A 21,310-nucleotide genomic window follows, 5' to 3' on the forward strand; every position below is an offset into this window, starting at 1 on the left:
GATTTTGGGGGATATACGTTCATGTTTTCAAAATGGAAACCTTACTTGAAGCCTATACAATGGCGAAGAAAAACAACGGAGCGCCTGGAAGTGATGGCATAACGTTTGAAGTCATTGAAAGGCAGGGACTGGATGCGTTCCTGAGGCAAATACAATTTGAGTTGATTGAGCGAACCTACACACCACTAAAGTCGAAGAGACAGGAGATACCGAAGGATGGCGGAAAAGTCCGCATTCTGTCGATACCTGCTATCCGTGATCGGGTGGTGCAAGGTGCTCTAAAACTGATATTGGAGCCGATATTCGAAGCTGACTTCCAATCAGGTTCGTTTGGGTATCGGCCTAAGCGTACAGCGCATGAAGCAGTGGAGCGGGTAGCTAAGGCAATCGTACAAAGGAAAACGCTGGTCATTGATCTTGATTTACGCGCCTACTTTGATACGGTGCAACATCATCTACTGTTGGAAAAGGTGGCGCGTCGAATCAAAGACGATGACATTCTGTGGATATTGACGCGAATATTGAAAGCATCAGGTTCAATAGGCGTTCCGCAAGGCGGGGTGATTTCTCCCTTGCTCAGTAATATTTACCTCACAGAGGTCGATTGTATGCTGGAGCGGGCAAAAGAAGTAACGCGAAACGGTAAATATGTCTACATCGAATATGCACGTTTTGCTGATGATCTTGTGGTCTTGATTGATGCCTATCCACGCCATAGATGGCTGCTAGCTGCTGTAAGCAAACGTCTTCGGGAAGAATTTGCCAAACTACAAGTTGAGGTTAATGAAGAGAAAAGTCGAAAGGTCGATCTGGCCTGTGGTGAAAGCTTTAGTTTTCTAGGCTTTGATTTCCGCAGTGTTCTCAGTCTAAAGAAGGTTTGGCGAGCAAACTACGCACCAAAGTTGAAGAAGCGTACGGCGTTGCTGCGAAAACTCAAGGAAATCTTTAGGCGTTTTCAATCACAACCGATAGATAGAATAATAGAACTAATCAATCCGATATTAAGAGGGTGGGTTAACTATTTTTCCATTGGGCATTCCAGCGAGTGTTTCGGTTATGTCAAAGATTGGGTTGAAAAGAAAGTACGGCGGCATCTTGGGCGATCTCGGAATAGTAGGGGCTTCGGCTGGAAGGAGTGGAGTAAACACTGGCTTTATAACGAACTTAAGCTGTTTAACGGTTATCGGGTTCGGCATGGCTAGGCGTTGAAAGTGAATTCAGACGATAGGCCACATAAGCCTTGATAAGAAACGAACAGGAAAGCGTAGTGCGGGAAAACCGCACGCTGCGTTTGACGTGGCGGGAGCTGGAAACGTGATGATGGTAGTCGGATTGCGGCCCATGACGAAAGTTATGGATAAGCCACCGGAACCTAAAGTGCGCGCGCCAGTTTTCGACCCTACCAGCAAGAGTCGTTAGATTCAAGTCTAGCAGGTACTTTACTTACGCTTTTTTGCGTGAAAATACAAATCAACATCTTCAGAAAAAATAACATTTAAATATGCGGTCTGAAAAATCCTATCGTTAACTAAAAAATCTTCGGCAATACAATTAAAGCTCACTAATTACTTCAGAAAAAGCAGAGGCCTGAGTATGCTACCTAGTGCTGAGTCTAATGACAAACCTTGAGATACCTCAGTTTGTTAAGATCTAGAAATGAGCGAAAATAGGTTTTTTTCAACTAAAATTTGATTTATTAACAACACCGCCAAAACATCCATGAACCTGACGGCGTATCATGCTTGTTAAATCAATTTCTTGTCCATAAGAAAACATAAAATTTCCTATAATTTAATCATTACGATTTGTGTATGCCATAAATCAATCAACGTTTCAGGTTTATCGGCAAAGAATTCATCCACGGCTTTTTTCACACCAGGGCAACTTTTAGAAAAATAATCGTGGCAAATGATTGCGCCCCCACGAGTCATTCGTGGGTAAAAATATTCAAACCCTGCTTTAGTACTTTCATAAACATCCATATCCAGATTAACAAAAGAAAATTTTGTTTCTAAAGGAATTTCTAAAGTTGTTTCTGGAAAAAAACCCACATGATATCTTATTAAGTCATTAAATTCGTACAGTAGATTTCGAACGTCATCTAACGCGCTCCCCTTGACGTCTCCAACTTTAAGCAAATCAACATCTGCAGTTATTTCAGGAATGCCAGTAAAAGTATCAAAAAGATGTATCGGTTTTTTTGACTCATTAGCTTTAGCCATAATCAAGGCGCTCCCACCATGAAATGAGCCACATTCAGCAAGGTCCCCAGAAAGATGATTGGTTCTACTAACAATACGATGAAGATTAACTACTTCGTGAAATGACATTGCAACGAGATTCGAATTGAGAATCGATTGGAAGTATTGAATTTGTTCTGGAGAATTAGCTAAAGTGTGGTTCCATAGTGGATCAATATATATTTCATTATCACAATAACCTTTACTAAGATATGGTAATCGTCCTAAGCATCTAATGAAAGGCTGGCGTTTGATAAAATGAATTAAACGCTTTAAAAAGTTAAGCAGCATATGTAAATAGCCTATAAATTAATAAGTATTTTTGTGGTTGAAGTTTATCAGAATTTTAGAGCGTTTATAAAAATTTATAGCAGCTACATTAATTATCTAAATCATGAAGTATCAGAATATTAACTAGTCCGTTATTAAAAAAACAAAAAAGCAGAATGCGCAAATAGTTAGAGTGCATCGATTCTCTGGAAAAACGCTTAGTTTGCTGAGCGTGGGCTTTTCTCACTTCATGAAGCCCGCAAATTGGCTTGCAAAGCCAGGTGAGGAAACTACTAACTGGAAAACCGTATCCAGGAGAACTTCCCGTACAATTCGGATGGCGAGGTGGCGAAAGCCGGTCCGCCTCCTTTGAATTACAAAGCTTATCAGCTTCGAATTGCGGTTTCATTATCATTCAGCCGCGCCTACTTTTGTAAATCCAACATCTGTATTTGGCACTAGGTAATTGACGATGCTTCTAAAAAGTTACGCTGAACAAATCAATCCAATGCAGGCAACAGCACTTTCGATAATGCATTCAGTTTCGAATACTCAGGCAAATCTGTAAACACACCATAGCCCGGTTTATCCGCCACCATGCCACGCACAAACAAATACTTAATTCCGCCAAAGTGTTGTTGATAATCATAGCCAGGTAGACGCTGTTGTAAGTAAGCATCCAGCACCAAACTATACAACCAATATTGCAAACCGTAATTATGTTCACGCATGGCCTGTAACAGGGTTGTTGGTTGATAATCAGGCAAACTGTTGGTTTTATAATCAATTACATAAAATTTACCTTGATAGCAACAGATCAAGTCAATAAACCCGGTTAAATAACCGCGCATTTGCTTGCTGGCTAAGGGCTGATAAGTGGCTGTGGAGGTAAGAATGTCGTTAATACGCTCAACATTCAATGCGGGCATAGCCAGATAAAAAGGCATTTCTTTTATGCAGTTTTTAGGATGCAGATTTTTTAGACAAAATTCGACATCCTCACTCAATGCGCTAGTAGTAACAGTTTGCAATAGTTGATCGATTAATTGAGGTGTTTGGAGTTGCAACCCAAAGCGGGCAATGGCTTGATCGCGGTATTTACTAATATCATTGCCACTGGCCAGCATTTGGAAGTTTAAAGTTTCAAGTAGATAATGCACAACATTACCCGTGATAGCACCTTTAGGTAAACCATTGTCAGAGACTTCTCCTTCACTAGTTTCAAGCGCTTTATCTTCAGGAAGCTCAGGTGTATCGTGTATGCTTAAGGCTGATAATGCCGTATAGCTACTCATTTGCCAGGGGCTATACAAGCTGCGTTGGAAGTGGCGATAGGACAAACTAATGTGCTTATCCATTTTTAGATACTGCTCGGTTATTTCACAGTCAACAGGCAATAATTGGTAAGCGAATGCTTCAGGATGCTCAGTTAAAAAAGCCTTAAACATTTGTTGCTGTCCCGCAAAATCAGTATCGGCAAAATCCAGTAGATAGGCTAAGGCCGAATCGTTAGGTTTTTCTTTAGTGCGTACATCTGCCCAGCACAAATAACAGCGGTATTTTGCCCGCGTTACCGCAACGTATAGCAAGCGCAAATCTTCTGCTAATTCTTCATAAATAGCTTTTTGACGGCGTTCGGCAAATTGTGCAGAGCCTAGGTCTACAATCATGTGACCCTCTTCATGGCATTGAATCTGGTTTTTCTCGCTGTATAAACGGTCACTACGTTGCCAGAGGCTAGGACAAAATACCACCGCATATTCAAGGCCCTTACTGCCATGCAAGGTAACAATTTTTACCGCATCAGCATCGCTTTCCAAACGTAATTGTTGATCATCACTGCATTGTTGCGGGGCTTGATGTATGGATTGGCGTAACCAGTCCAGAGTTTTATTGATAGCTAGCTGTTCATCTATACTGACTTGTTGTAGGCGTTCAATAATGTGATGTAAATTAGTCAATATTCTTTCTGCTTGTGGTAGCTCGCAAAGCTGTTGTTCTACCTGCTCTTGTTCTAATAGGCGTTGCATCATGCTTAACAGGCCGGACTGTTGCCAAATTTCATGATACTGCTGGAATCGACTCAAGTAAGCATCCAGCGCTGTTTCATCATTAGCAAACTGATAGAGCTGTTGACCATCCAGATTGAACCAACTTAAGGTTAAAGCTTGTTTTAAGGTTGGAATATGGCTGGGTTGGGCAACAGCCTGTAATACGATGTAGATTTCCAGAGCTTGATCAGTCGCAAAAACTGATTGCTTGCTATTCACTACTGCCGGGATACCTACTGCTTGCAATGCCTGTTGATACTCAAGCGCCTGATTATTGCTACGCACTAAAATAGCGATGTCTTTAGCCTGTATTTTTATTGAGTCCGAAGCAGTATCGTTAGCTTCTTCAGTGTACGCAAGGTTTAGTAGCTGTAAAATTTCGTTGACCACTGCGTCACGTATGGCGCGTGCCGCTTTACCCGAAGTCCAATATTCAGTATTACCATGGTTTTTATCTAATTGCCACCAGACTAAGGGTGGCGTATCGCAAATACTGCCCTTAGCCTTAGTCTGCGCTGCTTCGACGGGATTAAAATCTAGTTCTGGGAGTAAAAAGGGTTGATCACGATTAAATAACACATTGACGGCTGTAACCAAATCCGGATCAGATCGCCAGTTTTGCAGCAGGGTATAATGCTGTTGCGCTTGGCGTTGGGCAGCAAAGTAGGAATAGATATCCGCCCCGCGAAATTTATAAATAGCCTGTTTGGGATCGCCTATTAGGTACAGGTATTGATGTGTTGCCGTAAAAATTTGCGAGAATATTTGCCATTGCTGATGATCGGTGTCCTGAAATTCGTCAATCAATGCCACCTTAAAGCGTTGTTGCAAATGATCGATTAGTAACTGCGCTTTTTCACCGTGTAAAGCCTCTGTCAAACGGCTAATCAAGTCATCAAATGATAAGACATTATTTTGCTGTAGTGCTTTATCAAGGTCTGTGCGTAAAGTGTTTAACAACGCATAACGAAACACGATATTCAATTCTTGCAAAGTGTTAGCAAGTTGCTCAAAAGTAGTAAAATCCAGCTCTAGCCTATCTAGATAGAGTTGTTTTTGTTGTTCGCTTGGCAAAGGTTTGTTTTTACTGACTAGAAATTTACGACCATTCAATCCGTCTAGTAAACCAGCCGCGGTTAGCCATAAAAAGTCAGCTTTTTCTGTGTTTGGATTCTGTAGCCAAGTGCCTAGGGCATTGCTGTTTTCTTCGACATAGTGGCTAAAGGACTCTTTAAAAAAACCCGCAGAAAAGGCTGCTTGTAATTTTTGTAAGAGTGGTGGAAATTTTTCGTTGGCGTCTACCAGTAATACTTCCAGTTTTTGCATGACAGTATCCAGATCATCATTTTCTGGATAAACAATTTGGTGTAAGCCAATAGTGTTAATACTGCTTAATAGTGAATCGGGAGTTGGAAATTCGGCTGTCAGTAAACTAACCTGCCAAACTGGGCGTTGATAAACGTGTTTGCGCCAAAAGTCGTCGGCACAATTTTGCCGAATGCGGGTTATATCACCACTGAGTTCACAGTTGAACAGTTGGCCGCATTCTAAAGCATGTTCTGACAATACCCGCTGACAAAAGCCATGTATGGTAAAAATAGCGGCTTGATCAATGTCTAATAATGCCAGCTCTAGCCGCCGCCTGATAGTGTCTTGATCAATTGTTAGGCCAGTAAGCCATTTTTCCAGATAGCCTTCTTTATTTATTTCGGTTTGACTAACGGCTGCTTTAGCTTCAACCAGGCGCATGCGTATCCTGTCTTTCAGCTCTTCTGTTGCAGCTTTGGTAAAGGTTACCACTAGCAGTTCTTTTAAATCGACATCCAGTTCGACGACAAAACGCAATACCAGTATGGCTATAGCATGCGTTTTACCGGTACCTGCACTAGCTTCTATCAAATTAATGCCAGATAGCAACTCGCTACAGGAAGCTTCGAATGCTTTATTCTGCATAAGCACTACTCCAGGCGGGTACTAACAAGGTTTGGCAATTCTCTTCAAAAGTGTCATTGAAAACCGTGGTTAAATCGCGATGAGCCAGTACTTGACAAATTTCAGGCTCATAACCTTTTTCAATGCTGTCACTCATATGCTTTATAACGGCAGGTAATGCGTTAGATGGGTTTTTTTGTTGCAAATAATAAAACGACGCTTGCGTAAAAAAAATGTCAGGACGTTGTTTGCCCTGTACAAACAGGTCTAGCAATTTTTGTAAGATCTGCTGATCAGCCATTTCAGGTTTAAAAAGCAAGTCTTTGTCTTTACTTAACAAATAAGTCAATTGCGCTTGTTGGGTATTGATTAATAAATGATGCAACCAAGCGCTCATAAAGTCACTGCCTTTTAACGAGCTATAACGATAAAGTAAGCTGCCATTGCTGTATCTATTTTCTAGTTTACCTAGCAATCGATAAGGGCCAATTTGATAGTCAAAAGCTTGGGCAGGTTGGACGCTACCTAGGTTTTTGGCCTGTATGGAGTTTACAAATTCATGTATGCATACTTGTTGTCGCTGCCATTCCACTTCACCCAAAGCGCCCGCTGGCCAATGTCCCTGCGCTTGCATTTTTGCCAATGGTTGAGCTTTACCCCTCAGTAATTGGGCGATCCACTGTTGCTGAAGTTTATAACGACTCAGGCCGTCTAGCACAAACGGTTCGCGTTCTTCAGGGTCAGCAGGGATTTGTGGTAAAAAAATACCGAGTTGTTGTTGTAAAAAGAAACGTTGCGGATGATTATAAAATTGCAATAGCTCGTCTATTAAAATGACTTCGCCATGGTTGATATTGATAGTGCCCTGCCACCAAGGTTTGCTTTGCGCTTTTTCAGTACCTAAATCTCGTGCAGTCACATAATCATTTTGTGAATAACTAAATAGCGATGGATGGCTGTTGTCAAAATAGCGTGAACTAAACGCATGCAGTGGATGATAAATCACCAGATTATCCAGTTCATAACAGTCGCGTAATACATCCTGTAATTCACTGACAATGACCGAAGGCGGGATGTGGCTATTATCCTGTTGCGATTGACCTATGTAGGTTAAAATGAGTTGTCTCCGGGTAGATAACAAAACTTCTAAAAACTGGTAACGATCATCGGCTCGTCGCGATCGATCACCTAATCTGGGTTGTTGTGTCAATAAATCAAAATCTGGGCTACGCTCTGTTTTGGGGAATTCGCCATCGTTCATACCCAGCAATGCAATTACTTGAAAGGGTATAGCACGCATAGGCAACATGGAGCAAAATGTGAGTTGTCCTCGAAGAAAGCCATTACTGGATTTTGTTTCATCCATGTGACCTTCCAGCCAAGCGATCAGCACAGTTAATGAAATAGGCTGCTCATGAATGGCAGCAATTTCAGAAATTTGGGCTATAAATTCATTAAGTTGTTGCTGATTTTGCGAATAAGCATTACCCAATAATTGATGCGCATAATGGCTTAATAGGCTTTGCCAATTGCTGAGCGTTTTTGCCGATTGCAATTCATCAGCAGCGGTAAATAACAATTGTAAAAACTCATTGAGTCCTCCAAGTGCTTGACTTGCCGAGCCTTCAATTTCCAGATATGGTAATACTTCATCAATAAATGCGTCATCACTACCCATGGCATAGCCCATAAATAAGCGGTCCAAGGTGGCTTGCCAAGTGTTTTGATTAAGCGCGGGTAATCCCAGTGATTGTTTGTGAGTTGCCGATTGTCCCCAACGTACCTGAGTATCTTCAATCCAATGGCGAATTAAGCTTAAATCGGCTTCATTAAGTCCAAAGCTTTGATAGACATGGCTTTGTTCAAGTAAATCTAATACGCTTTGCCAACCCAATCGAGTTTGCGACAAATTTAAAAACTGTAATAGAGCATGTAGTGAAATATTGGTAGTTCGCAAGCTACGATCGGCTATGGCATGTTGTATGTCATTGAATACGGCGCTAATGAAAGGTGCATAGAGCTGAATATCGGGTGCCATTACCACAATATCGCGTAATTCGAGATCAGTATGCTTTTCCAGCGTTGCCAACAGTTGATTTTTTAGTGTCTGCACTTCGCGTAACCGAGAATGGCAAGCATGGATACTGATGGAATTGTCTGCTTGTAGCTTAATTGCGCTAATTTGATTATTTAACAGGTCGTTCTGTAGATATTGCAGATTGCTTTGAGTAATATCGGCCTCAAAACTAGTGGGCTCAAATGCAAAGCTTACCCTTTCCAGCAGTAATTGTTGGAACTCCCGTCCTTGTTGGCCCAACCCCACCAATAACGGATGGGCTTCAATTGTTGTCAAATCGATCTGTAAGCGTTTGCTAGGTAAATCAGCCCAATAGTTTTGCACGGGATTAAACAAAAATAAATGCACATCGCTATGCTGGGATAAGGCCTGTAAATAATCTAGCAATAATGGCGGCATACTATTGATGCCAAACACCAGAATGCGTTCCGGCAAAATATCCCCCAGTTGTCCTTGCGCATTTTGTTGTAATAACTGAATATTTTTTCGCCATTGTTCGCCTCGATGTTCAGTACCAATGTCCCTAACCAGTGCCAGCCATAAATTGCGTTGCCATGCTTCACTAGCGGTATTATATAAACTGCGACCTTGTTGCCATGCATCCAGTAAATCGGGACGCAACATTTGGTATTGATCGAAAATACGTGTTAATTGCCATGCCAATTGGTAGCGTTTTAAATCATTGTTTTCACCATTTAAAAAATAGTGTATGGGTTTAAATACTTCGCCCTCAATATCACGTAACAACGTTTCAATGCGCCACAGTAATAAATGTCGATCAAAAGCATTCTCATTTGACTGCTTATCCAGACATGCCGACAATGAATTGAAAAATTTCGTTGGAAACAAGTAACGAAAATTGCCCCAAACTTTAAATTGTTCTGCCAGTTGCTGCGATAACCATCGTTCCATACCCTGACTTTGAATCAAAAACAATTCTTCGGCAAAGGGTGAGGTCAATGGCGCAGATTTTAGTACAGCAACCAGATGTGCCAGCAGATTTTCTGTTTTGTTGGAACTGTGCAAAATGAACATATAGGAATAAAATTTATGCTTGATCAAAACAAACTGGATAATATTGGCAGACTAACGACTAACCTACAGGATTACAATGAAAAAATTATGCTTTGTTTTTACCTTGTTTCTAACTTTTGATAGTTGGGCAGGGGTGTTTAAATGTGTAGAAGCTTCAGGCCACATTTATTATCAATCATCGCCCTGTACGAGCGAACATCAAGCTGTACAAATTAATCCAAAAACAGGGGCTACGCTTGATTTAAATGAACTTGAACAGCAAAAAGCGCTTAATGCGGAACAAAAAAAACAACAAGAATTGCAGGAATTAGCTGAAAAAAATGCCAAAATCGAAAAATTTGCTCAAATAAAACAGCAGGCTAAAGCAGAAATCAAGGTGACTCAGGACTTGATTAAAGAGAATCCCTTACAATTTTCAGCCTATGCTATTCCAGCATACGATCCGGATAACTTGCCAGAGCGTATTAAACCTTTCGAGTCTGTTTTGCCCGAAGTTGAAAAGTATAGACGTAAGGCAGCCCAAAAAGCATTGGCTACTGGAAAATGTCAGCGCGTTGAAGCGGATGAGCTTAATGGTAAAAGTAAGCCAGATTCTTTAGTCTTTCTGATTAATTGCAGTAGCGGAAGTAACTTTTATTTTAATCAGGCTGAGCTAAATTAAAAAAACTATTATGACATCCAGCAAAATTATTTTTATTACCGGTTGTTCTTCCGGTATTGGCTACACTACCGCACACGTATTGAAACAGCGTGGACATCAAGTGATTTGTTCAGCACGCAAATCGATAGATGTTATGCGTCTGCAACAGGAGGGCTTTACTTGTTTGCAATTGGATCTTGCCGATTCAGATAGTATTAAGGGTGCAGTAAAAGAACTGTTGATACTCACTGAGGGGAAACTTGATGTATTGTTTAACAATGGAGCCTATGGTCAGCCAGGAGCCGTGGAAGATTTAAGTCGCGACGTTTTACGCAGCCAATTTGAGACCAACTTTTTTGGTACTCATGAACTGACCAATTTGGTAATACCTGTAATGCGGCAGCAGGGCTATGGTCGCATTATCTATAACAGTTCTATACTGGGCTTTGTCGCTTTGAAATTTCGTGGTGCTTATAATGCCAGTAAATTCGCTCTGGAAGGGTTGGCCGATACCTTGCGTTTGGAATTGCGCGGTAGTGGTGTGCATATTGTTTTGATTGAGCCCGGCCCGATTAGCAGCGATTTTCGTAAAAATGCGATGCAAATGTTTCAAGACAATGTAGACCCCAATCTGAGCGTTCATCAAAGTACTTATCAGGCAATGGTCGCGCGTCTGGAAAAAGTGGGGCCAGCAGCACCTTTCACTTTACCTGCAACTGCAGTTGCTGCAAAAGTACTTGCTGCAATTGAGGCTGCTCATCCACGCTGCCGCTACCCTGTGACGTTTCCCACTTACCTGTTCGGCTTCTTAAAGCGCCTGTTGCCGACTGCCTGGTTAGATAGAATTCTGGTAAGTGTTGAGTGAATTAGTCAATTTCCATAGACTAGAAAAATGTCATCAATTTGCAATAAACATACTATCAAACCCCATGATCTATGTTATTATCGCGCTGGCATATAGCCAGTAGTGTATTTTTAATAGTCGCTATATGTTCTTAATAAAAATAACTGTGAGGGTAATACATGAAAATTTTAAAAAGCGCTGTAATTGCATTCTCTTTAGCCGCTGCAATGGGTTCTTTTTCAACTGCTGCCGTTGCTGAAGCAGGCAGAACCAGTTACAAACCAATAGATGCGATTAAAGGTGTTCTGGAGCGTATTGCAGCTGCTGAAACAGCTATTAACAATGGCGCGGAAGATGCGGATGTTGCAGCACTGATCAAAAAAGCTTCTGATTTTTCTGAAGAAATAAATGCAAATGACAGAGTTGCTCGTGAAAACTCAAAAGCTACTAAACATTTGAAAGCAGCTATTGCCTCTGCAAAAGCAGCCAATCTACAAGAATCAAAAGAGCATTTAGCCAAAGCTAAAGAAGTTATCGAAAGCTTGAAAAAACTACTCTAAATTGCATTAAGATGGGGTGCGTCTAGCACCCCATTCTAGTCTAATTGCTAAAACGCTTAAGTGCGAAACTTATCGCTTTAACTAATACAACTGAATCTAATACACTTTAAAGGTAAAAGTCAGTCTCATCCAATTCTTTTTCTATCCAGTTCAATAGCTCTTTCGCATTTCTAGCCGGTATTTTTTGCCATTCAAGCTCAGCATCTGGATGTAATAATTGCCAACGTTGCAACAGATTTTTTAGTCTGACTGCGCTGCTTACAGTAAAATGAAACTGTGTACTTAACAGATGGAATAGACTCTGATTAACAGTAGGTAGTTGCTGCGTTCTTTGTCTAATCAAGCTAATCAATTCATCTATGGCTTGCACATGTAAGCTTATCCAGCCCTCTACCTTGCTGGCATTTATATTATCAATCGAAGACTCTGAGTTGTCTGAAACTATTTTCAGGCTATGTATGAGTTCACTGCTACTAAATTTACTACAAAGTTCATAAAAACCAGCCGCTTCCATATCATATAAACAATCTTCAGCGTAATTATTTTGCGGTTTTTGCATGGTTTTGACAGCGCAAGTTTTAAAGCCTATCCGTTTGGGTAGTTGGGGATAAAATTTTTTGTTATTTTCTCCGTTTATAATCTTGTCAACCAGATAGATTGAGCCTAGCGCATTGTCACGATGCCCAGCAATTCCCAAATTAAGCATTAAGCAATGCTGACTCCGTAATGGATAAATAGCCATTGCATAGCCAATTGCACCCGCCATTGCAATGGATCCTATTCCTGTAATCACTAAAACCCGATCAGAATCGGTATAGATTAAAAATGGATGGGTTTCGGCGTGTTGCTTTAAACCCCAACGCTGAATCAGTGGTTTCGCCTCACTGGATAGAGCTATAAAAACAAATACTGATGGCGACATGGACTTTAATAATAAAAACAATACAAATTTAAAAAGAAATGTAACTATTCTGTTAGTTTTTAAAACCCAGCCAAATAGCTAATTTGTTTGGCTATTAGAGCCGGGAGGCAGAAGTTTGCCGACACTAATAGCCGAATAGCTGAGCATACGCTGAAAACTTACAAAGTATTTTGCTTGTTATACGCGTTACTAATATCGCGTTTCCAGAGAAGAGCAATCATTTTTCCTCCGTAGTCGATGTACCTGTAGGGGAAGCATTACTGCCATTTATGAATAAAGCTTTCAATCTTTGTAGGGCATTTTGTATGGTCTTATCCATAACCACTTGATTGCCTATAGACACAATGACACGAGCAAGTTCAGGTATTTTGGTTTGAGTCGCCAGCATATAGATAGGTTGTACATAAAGTATGGAGTTACCCATTGGTAAAATCACCATACGTCCCTTTTTAACTTCTGAACCTTGTTGATTCCATAGTGTAAATTGCGCAGCAATTTCTGGATTTTGATCGATTAACGCATTAACCTGTGAAGGTCCGTTAACCTGTACTGCCTTTGGAAACTTGAATACAGTGACACCAGGTTTATAGCTATGATCGCAACTTTTGTCATCTAGAGTGGTAGCAACACCAATCATGCTTAAATTTTCACGCTTGATAGGTGTCATTGGATTAATCATCACAAATTCTTCTTCATCATTGCAGTGATCAAAATCCATAGTAATAAAATAAGGTAATACTAATTCATGTGCGACTGAAGCATAATCCCAAGTTTCAGCTTGCTCATAAAATAAATCTGGATTATTTTGATGATATTTAGCGTAGATTTTCATCTGCATATAGAACAAATCACGCGGATAGCGCAAGTGTTGTAATAGTTCATCTGGCATTTCTGCCAAGTTTTTGAAAACGCCGGGATAGGCTCGACTGTAGGCATTAATAATCGGATCTTTAGGATCGCAGATATAAAAGTCTACATGACCATCATACGCATCCACTACGATTTTCACAGAATTACGAATATAGTTGAACTCTTGTTTCCCATCTAGATAATCATCATCGGCAGGTTTTGAAACCGGATAAAAGTTAGAAAGGGTGTATGCATCCTGAATCCAGTATAAGCGCTCTTTGCCAACGACCAGATAAGGATCTTTATCAAGATGTAGAAAAGGGGTCAGGGTGCTGATTCTTTCGTCAATATTACGACGAATCAGTAACTTACTCTCTTTAGTGATATTAGGAGATAAAAAAACTTTTTCATCCTGTACATAAGTTGATAACAGCAATTTTCTGAAATAGGAGGAAATAGGTATACCTGAATTACCCTGATAATCCTGAGTTTCGTTTGCGGTGGTACCTGAAATCTCCTGGCTAGCTAAAATATTAGGCACAATCGCATAATTGTATTTGCCTTTGCCATAATAAATATCAGGATATTTGACAGAAAACCCCATATTGGAAGTCATGTTTAAATCTCTTAAATACCAAACGATAGGTATGGCTGCATCTTGTGCCGCTGGAGAAATGACCGCACCGTAACCATGGGTGTAGCGTAGGTGCATGTTTTCCCAGTTTTGTGCTTCTTTGGGTAATTTTTCGATGTTGATTTCGCGGGCAGCAAGATTGACTTGCTGATGATGACCATTGATGAAATAACGGTCTTCATTCACATCTGGAAATCCATAGTAAGGTCTGATGCCTTGCAGCTGTGTATAACTATCCAGAAGGAACTCTCTATCCCAGACCGGAATATTCTCAAAATGTTTTTGAGTTGACCAGGTTTCGATATCTTTGCTGGCATCAATATTCACCTTAAAATCGATGACATTAATTTTATTCAAATCATAAGCGGCTAAGGTTGCATCGATGTTGTCTCGCATGCCTGATGCTTCAATATGGCTAAAGTTGGGTTTGACAATCAGCGTTTCAATAAACTCTGGTATGGTATGAAAATGGCGTAATGCTAAAAGGGTTACGAAACTGATGGTAGCAATCAGGCTAGGGGCTTTACTGCGATGTTTGTTTGAAATTACATAAAAAACGACCGATATCGTGATAGCGATGATGGCGATAATAGTTAGCCAAATTAAAGGCAGTTGATAGCGCAGTTCAATAAAACCAGGACCAAAAAATACCGGCTCATTGTTATCTGCATATAACAATGCAAAGCGCTCCAGCAGAAAACCCCAGATTACAAAAAGCATAAAGAATATAAATAATATACTCAGATGAATTTTGGCACCCAGTGGAATTTCTTTACTTTGATGAGGTAAAAAATGATGCTCGAGCCAATAAAGTAAGCCAGTTGCCATTAATGCTAAGCCAGCTGTAATCAACAATTCTTTTTGTATCAGTAAGTACATAGGATACTGAAACATATAAAAGCTAACATCATTACCGTATATAGGATCAATAATGCCGGAACTGTTACCGAAGAAGTACAGTAGAGCCTGATTCCACTGCTGATAAAATGGTATAGCAATCATAACAGCAAGTATTAATGAAACAGGGATGTAGATTTTGGCCGAACCGCTGACAAAACCATCCGCAAGGAGCTGAAAACTGCGCCTTTTTTTGTCATCCATCAATGTTTCATCTGAGGGATTAAGCCCCAGATAACGGGAGGCAATCCAGAAATGAATTAGAAAAACCAAAAAGAAAAATAGAGTTACAAAACCCGAAAATATGAATCGATAGAGTGTTTTTAGCCAAAAATAGACTTCAAAGTTTAAAGATTTGAACCACCACAAATCCACAAAAAAATCGATAAACACGAAGTAGAAAGCCATATACATAACGATGGCAAAAACGATAGTAGCTACCGTCAAGACGGGTAACAGTTTCCGGTTACGCATAATTTCCTCTTTAGTTTTGTTTTTTAGTACTCAGTATGACTGATAACCTGGGTATAGCAGCTATATTTGTAATTGTAGTGTTTAAAAAAGCACTTTTCCTTGAACGGGATTAGTAATAACCAGTCCGGCGTTTTAAACGCAGTTATGTGGTTTCTAATGATTACCATTCTAACACCCAAATAAAAATTGTTTTTAACCAGCACTTGCTGTCCTGCAAGCTGCAAAAAATCATTGTTAACTTTAAATAGCAGGAGTATGGTTTACCACATAATTATAAAGCTTTTTAAAGCCAATGCAGAGGGGGAGTCATGACCACAAACAATTATCCTAGACGCAGATTTTTACAACACTCAGTATTAGGAACGGTATTAGCTGCTTTTCCTGAATTTTTGTTGGCAAATGACAGTAAAATAAAAAGTCGTGCCACTCTAGGTTTCAACGCTGATGTAGAAGTCGACTTTACAGCACAATCGGCATTTGTACCTGTTTTTAGCGGCGGAACACAAACTCAGGTGCAGAAGTTTTATGCCAGTATACGTAAAGGACCTGAGAATACTTTACAAACGTTACCTGACAATTATCTTGGACCTATTCTGCATCTGCAAAAAGGCCAGAAAGTCAGAGTGTATTTTACCAATAAATTATCTGAACCTACGATTATTCATTGGCACGGTTTGCACGTTCCGCAATTCAGTGATGGTCATCCTATGTACACTATTAATCAAGGTGAGCAGTACATCTATGAATTTGAAGTACTGAATCGGGCTGGCACCAGTTTTTATCATTCACATGCCCATGAATTAACTGCCGAACAGGTTTATAGAGGATTGGCAGGATTGATAGTCGTTAGTGATACAGATGAAAAAAAACTGGAGTTGCCGCGTGGTGAATATGATCTACCTCTAGTTATACAAGATCGAAATTTCACAGCGAATAACCAACTTCAATATTTACAGAGCATGCCGCAAAGAATGATGGGGTTTTTAGGTGACCATATTCTGGTTAATGGTAAACCGAATGCAGAATTCAAGGTAAAATCCAGAGCCTACCGTTTTCGTGCTGTCAATGGGTCTAACTCACGAATTTATAAACTGGGTTGGGAGGACGGAACGCCGTTGCTGGCTATAGGTACCGATGCAGGCTTACTGGCAAGTCCTGAGCAAAAACCCTATATCATGTTGGCTCCTGGTGAGCGAGTCGACTTGTGGCTAGATTTTAGTCATCGAGAGCTAGGTTCAAAACTTGTTATGTACAGTTTGGCGTTTTCTGGCGTTATGCCTACTATGTATGAACACATGTTCAATCATCGCAATGATGAGAATAGGGGGATGCATATGCAGCATAGCCTTGCTCAAGGTAGTCAATTTCCAATTGCTACCTTTACAATTATCGAAAAAGTAGGCGATTCACCTGCGCTACCTGAAAAACTGGTTCCTTTTCAACGTTTGAGTATAGGTGCGGTGGATAATGTCGATACGCCAATACCGATTGCACTTTCCATGCAACACATGACGCCCACTTTGAACGGCAAAACTTTTTCTATGGATAGAGTTTTAGATGTAGAGAGAGTTGCGTTAGGCTCATATAAGAAAATCAGTATTTTTCATGACCAACAACATGTTCATGGCGGCATGGGGATGATGCGTAGAAGACAAAGTACAGACGATAATGTTCAAAATAGAGGCGGTATGGGCGGTATGGGCGGTATGGGCGGTATGGGCGGTATGGGCGGTATGGGCGGTATGATGGAAATGGCTCATCCTATTCATTTACATGGGCAACAATTTCAAATCATTAAGCGTCATACTTCTGATGTAAACGAATCAGCTTATAACAGCGTAAAATATGGTTTCATTGAAAATGGCTGGAAAGATACTGTATTGGTAATGCCCGGAGAAAAAGTCGATATCATCAAACCTTTTCAGGATTTTAAAGGTTTGTTTTTGTATCATTGTCACAATCTTGAGCACGAAGATTTGGGTATGATGCGTCAATTTTTGATTAGTTAAGGTTGATTATATCGCCACCGAAACTACTGTTCGGTGGCGATATATTATGACTATTTTTTAAACAATGCCAAGATGCGTTGGCGATTCAGAAATAACAGATAAGCTGAAATGCCAAGAACCAAGCCATAAATTAGCTGGCTAAATATAGAGGGTTGATCAGCTGCCGTTACGGGCGTCGTATTATCACTCAGTTTTGCAGGTGGGGGTGGCGGTACGAAGGCCTTTTCTTTTTGAGCTCTTATTTCAGGCAAGCCCAAGCTTTTCCATGCATCGTAATCCTGCCACATCGGATATTTTCCTTGCCAGAATTCCTTGGTGAAATAAGGAGCCAAGCTCATACCGTGTAATTTTGGAATACCTCTTTCATCGGCAAAACCCTTATAAACGACGAGGCTTATGTCGCCACCCTCACCCACACCGTTGGTGGTAAAAGATTTTTCAACATGGTCATGAAACATCCAGACACCTTGTCCAAAACTGTTTAAGCCATCATCAACACCACTTAGAGACAAGTCCAGTCGCTGAGCGGGTACCATGCCATGTACATCGCGTTTGATATAGGACGATGGGCCGTTATCGACGCCATCGTAATGTGTAACCATGGGTTTGTGACCGTGAATATGCAACGCAAATGCATCGGTATGTCCATTCAGTACGCGCAATTTAACGTTCTTGTTTTCTTCCATGTTAATCAGAGATTCTCTGATAGTATAAGGAAATGAGCGACCATTCAGCATGTAATAATCATCTGTCGCTTCGGTGGTGTCATATTCTTGATTAAGACGTCGCGCTATTAGACGTGGATCATTGGCTGATCGGGCTAATTCATGTAATTCTTTATCAACGGATTGGTAATGTAAATCGTACTCAGCGCTGTATTTTTCCAATACTGCAACTGAAGGGTGGCGTACCTGACCTGCACCAACGTTGAAAACTTGCGGCCAGTTATTAGGCCGATTTTCTTCAACAATAAAAATACCTTGTAAGCCCATAGGTATATGAGTATGTGGCTGTACATGGCAGTGATAATACATGGTGCCAGGTTGGCGCGGTTTGATCACATACGTTTTGCTGGTTCCAGGCATCACATCCATTTGCCCTGTTTGCCCCACACCGTCGTTTCCTTCACCACTGTGATCCATGTAAGGATGATCAATGCCGTGTAAATGGATGGAATGTGGCAGATAATGACTGTTTTCCAAAACTATCCAGACAATATCGTTTTGCTCAACCCGAATGACAGGTGAAGGTGCACGCAGGAGTGGATTGGCAACCGGCTCATATAAGCTTAAAGTAGACATATCCCGAGTTTTTGGGGCATATACCCAGAATGTGGGCTGGATGCCTGGAGCAATATCAAAAGTAGTGGTTGGTTCGCGCATATCCGGTGAATGGCCGTTAAGTTCGGCAATTTCCAGCTTGATAATGTAATGATCAGGGTCACCATCACCATCAATATCATTGCTCATAGTAACCGCATCAGCGGCTAGTTGGGTTTCCATTAAAGTGGACATGGAAATGCCGTTGGTGCCTTTTACAAAGGCAGCGATATCTGCCGGATTATCAGGATTACACATTCGTGATTCCTGAATTTCCACGCCATCAATGACTTGGGCGTCACGCCATTTAGGGTCAGTAAATTCGGAACACACTTCTTCGGCAACGCCAGGCTTGACGTTGGTTGATGCTGGTAAATTATTGGCAGCTAAAGCCCAATGTGGTATCGACAACAAAGTGCCGCACAGAATGGCTAGATTAATTTTATGCATAGAAAGCCTCATAAAAAAGATAATGAGTTTACACAGGTAATAAAATTACAATTTTACTGACCTGAAAACTACTTAATGTAACCAGAAGCCATAGCTAAAGTACAGAGATTATTTACGCATAAGCATCTAGCTAAGGTGATTTTCAGATTTTATGCAGGATCCCATTCTCTAAAATAGCTAATGGCGCTTATAATCAATCTATAAATTATAACGAGCCATACACACCAACACCACATAATTAACTGAACCTATGCATAATGTTAGATTGTTATTTAGTATTTTTCTGATCCTATTAGTTCACGCATTTTTCAGTTGGTATCACAATCAGCCGCAAGATGCTGGAATAGATGTGCCTGCCGGTAAACTAAGAAGTCTGTCTTTTGCGCCTTTTAGGGAAGGATTTAGTCCGTTGGAGGAAGTTTCGCCCTTACCTGAGCATATAGAAGAAGATATACGCTTATTGGCAGATAAAACCGAAAGCATTCGTACTTATTCTAGCCTCGGAGGGATGGAACCTACTCCCGAACTTGCGCGTAAATATGGTCTAAGTATGATTCAAGGTGGTTGGTTAGGCTATAGTCTGACAAATAATCGCAAAGAAGTCGATGCGTTGATCAAATCTGCCAATGAGCATCCAGATGTGGTCAAACGAGTCATGGTCGGTAATGAGGTATTACTGCGCGGAGATATGGATGTAGATAGGTTGATTGGTTATATCCGCGAAGTAAAACGTGCTGTTAAACAACCGGTATCCTATGCTGATGTTTGGTCTATGTATATGAAATATCCCAAATTAATTCAAGAAGTTGATTTCATAACCATACATATTTTACCTTATTGGGAAGATGAGCCTATCGCTGTCGAATCTGCTTCAGATCATTTGGAAAAAATTGTTAAGCAGGTTGAAGACGAAGCGCGGGGAATTGCTCCTGGCAAACCCATTTTGATCGGTGAATCTGGCTGGCCAAGCACTGGGCGTGAACGAGGTATGGCTTTGCCCAGTGTAGTTAATGCGGCCAAATATATTCGGGGTATGATACAGATCGCAAATCATCATGGTTTTGATTATAACATTGTGGAGGCCTTCAATCAGCCTTGGAAAAGTAATCTGGAAGGCGTGGTTGGAGCCAATTGGGGTTTGTTTTCTGCTGACCGTCAAGCTGTTTTTCCGCTGACAGGCCCTGTTACTGAAAACCCAAATTGGTTATGGCATTTTCTGGAAGCGACGGCTTTATGGTTGTTGATTGTTGCTATCTATTTTAAAAAATTAGTAGAGATGCCGATGTGGCGGGGGGCTTTGTTTTTGATCATGGCTCAAGTGTTGAGCGTTTGCCTGATCAGTTTGATACATTTTCTTTGGTATACCAGTTATAGTGGCTGGCAGAGAGCCTATGCCATCCTGCTAATTATTAGCAATGCCTATTTGGGGAAGCTGTTACTGCAACGTAGTCATGCCATTTTAATCGGCAATGGTGAATCATTGAGACTTGCAGAGCAATTGCGAACAGTTTATTTATTTTTTATTGGCTTAGCGCTTTATAAAACCTATGGGCTGGCTGTTAATGGTCGCTATTTGAGTTTTCCAGTTGAACAGTTTTTGATACCGGTGATCGGTTTATTGAGCTTAATGTTATTTTTAGCTATACAACAACGCTTTGACAGTCGTTTGCTGAGTTTTGATCAACTCACAGGAGGCAGTTTACATACACATCGTGATCGGTTAATTGCTTATTTTCTGAGTTTTGCCGTTGTTGCCATGCTGTTAGGAGAAATTAAGGCTTTTATGGATGGTCGTGATTTTATCCAAGCTCATCCAGGGTTTTCTGAAGGTCTGCCAGTAGCACTACTGTATACTTTACATAATCAGCAATTGTTGTCTTGGTTGGCGTGTTTATTGGTGTTGTCATTGGCTTTCTGGCGGAATATTGATCTGAAAGCTAAAGCCTAAAGTAAGCTTTTATAGACGGGTTCATAATAAAAAAGCCATTGTATGGTCGTTAACTAGCCTAAAATTCGTATACGCGGCAATTTGTCACATATTCAAAGGGCTGCACAGCGATTAATATATACACAACTCTTGTATGCGCTCCCTCTCCTTAGAGTTAAG

At 40.7% G+C, this 21,310-nt stretch carries 12 protein-coding genes; 6 read left to right on the forward strand and 6 right to left on the reverse strand.

What is annotated here, in order from left to right:
- Positions 1–32 precede the first annotated feature (32 nt).
- Positions 33–1,202 (forward strand): group II intron reverse transcriptase/maturase, encoded by a 1,170-nt coding sequence (ltrA, locus tag ABH008_RS03195; protein WP_347988428.1) that lies wholly within the window; start codon positions 33–35, stop codon positions 1,200–1,202.
- Positions 1,203–1,784: 582 nt separating this feature from the next.
- Here the strand turns inward: ltrA and ABH008_RS03200 are convergent.
- The 3 genes from ABH008_RS03200 to recC form a co-directional block, all read right to left on the reverse strand.
- A complete protein-coding gene (locus ABH008_RS03200) occupies positions 1,785–2,531 on the reverse strand; it encodes a TylF/MycF/NovP-related O-methyltransferase (protein ID WP_347988429.1) in 747 nt (248 codons plus the stop codon).
- 479 nt (positions 2,532–3,010) lie between these two features.
- Positions 3,011–6,514, reverse strand: a complete 3,504-nt coding sequence (recB, locus tag ABH008_RS03205; RefSeq protein ID WP_347988430.1) for an exodeoxyribonuclease V subunit beta — start codon at positions 6,512–6,514, stop codon at positions 3,011–3,013.
- Complete coding sequence (gene recC, locus ABH008_RS03210) at positions 6,504–9,605, reverse strand: exodeoxyribonuclease V subunit gamma (RefSeq protein WP_347988431.1); 3,102 nt, start codon at positions 9,603–9,605, stop codon at positions 6,504–6,506. Before recC ends, recB begins: the two co-directional genes overlap by 11 nt.
- Positions 9,606–9,681: 76 nt before the next feature.
- On the opposite strand from recC, the gene ABH008_RS03215 reads away from it, so the two are divergent.
- The 3 genes from ABH008_RS03215 to ABH008_RS03225 all read left to right on the forward strand — a co-directional run bounded on the left by ABH008_RS03215 (position 9,682) and on the right by ABH008_RS03225 (position 11,649).
- Entirely contained in the window at positions 9,682–10,266 is a 585-nt protein-coding gene (locus ABH008_RS03215; RefSeq protein WP_347988432.1) for a DUF4124 domain-containing protein, read from the forward strand.
- Between the two features lie 10 nt (positions 10,267–10,276).
- Positions 10,277–11,110: an SDR family oxidoreductase gene (locus ABH008_RS03220; RefSeq protein WP_347988433.1), complete on the forward strand. Its 834-nt coding sequence runs from the start codon at positions 10,277–10,279 to the stop codon at positions 11,108–11,110.
- A gap of 158 nt (positions 11,111–11,268) precedes the next feature.
- Positions 11,269–11,649 (forward strand): hypothetical protein, encoded by a 381-nt coding sequence (locus ABH008_RS03225; RefSeq protein WP_347988434.1) that lies wholly within the window; start codon positions 11,269–11,271, stop codon positions 11,647–11,649.
- Positions 11,650–11,755: 106 nt separating this feature from the next.
- On the opposite strand, the gene ABH008_RS03230 is transcribed toward ABH008_RS03225, so the two are convergent.
- Both ABH008_RS03230 and ABH008_RS03235 read right to left on the reverse strand, forming a co-directional pair.
- On the reverse strand, positions 11,756–12,571 hold the full coding sequence (locus tag ABH008_RS03230; protein ID WP_347988435.1) for a hypothetical protein: 816 nt from the start codon (positions 12,569–12,571) through the stop codon (positions 11,756–11,758).
- A 217-nt stretch (positions 12,572–12,788) separates the two neighbouring features.
- A complete protein-coding gene (locus ABH008_RS03235; RefSeq protein ID WP_347988436.1) occupies positions 12,789–15,425 on the reverse strand; it encodes a UPF0182 family protein in 2,637 nt (878 codons plus the stop codon).
- Between the two features lie 308 nt (positions 15,426–15,733).
- On the opposite strand from ABH008_RS03235, the gene ABH008_RS03240 reads away from it, so the two are divergent.
- Entirely contained in the window at positions 15,734–17,434 is a 1,701-nt protein-coding gene (locus tag ABH008_RS03240) for a multicopper oxidase domain-containing protein (protein WP_347988437.1), read from the forward strand.
- Positions 17,435–17,484: 50 nt separating this feature from the next.
- Here ABH008_RS03240 and ABH008_RS03245 read toward each other — a convergent pair whose 3' ends face one another.
- Positions 17,485–19,203: a multicopper oxidase domain-containing protein gene (locus ABH008_RS03245; protein ID WP_347988438.1), complete on the reverse strand. Its 1,719-nt coding sequence runs from the start codon at positions 19,201–19,203 to the stop codon at positions 17,485–17,487.
- 250 nt (positions 19,204–19,453) lie between these two features.
- Between ABH008_RS03245 and ABH008_RS03250 the strand changes: the two genes are divergently transcribed.
- Positions 19,454–21,151 (forward strand): glycosyl hydrolase family 17 protein, encoded by a 1,698-nt coding sequence (locus ABH008_RS03250; RefSeq protein WP_347988439.1) that lies wholly within the window; start codon positions 19,454–19,456, stop codon positions 21,149–21,151.
- Positions 21,152–21,310: the final 159 nt, after the last annotated feature.

This window comes from Methylomonas sp. AM2-LC (assembly GCF_039904985.1).
Lineage (GTDB): Bacteria > Pseudomonadota > Gammaproteobacteria > Methylococcales > Methylomonadaceae > Methylomonas.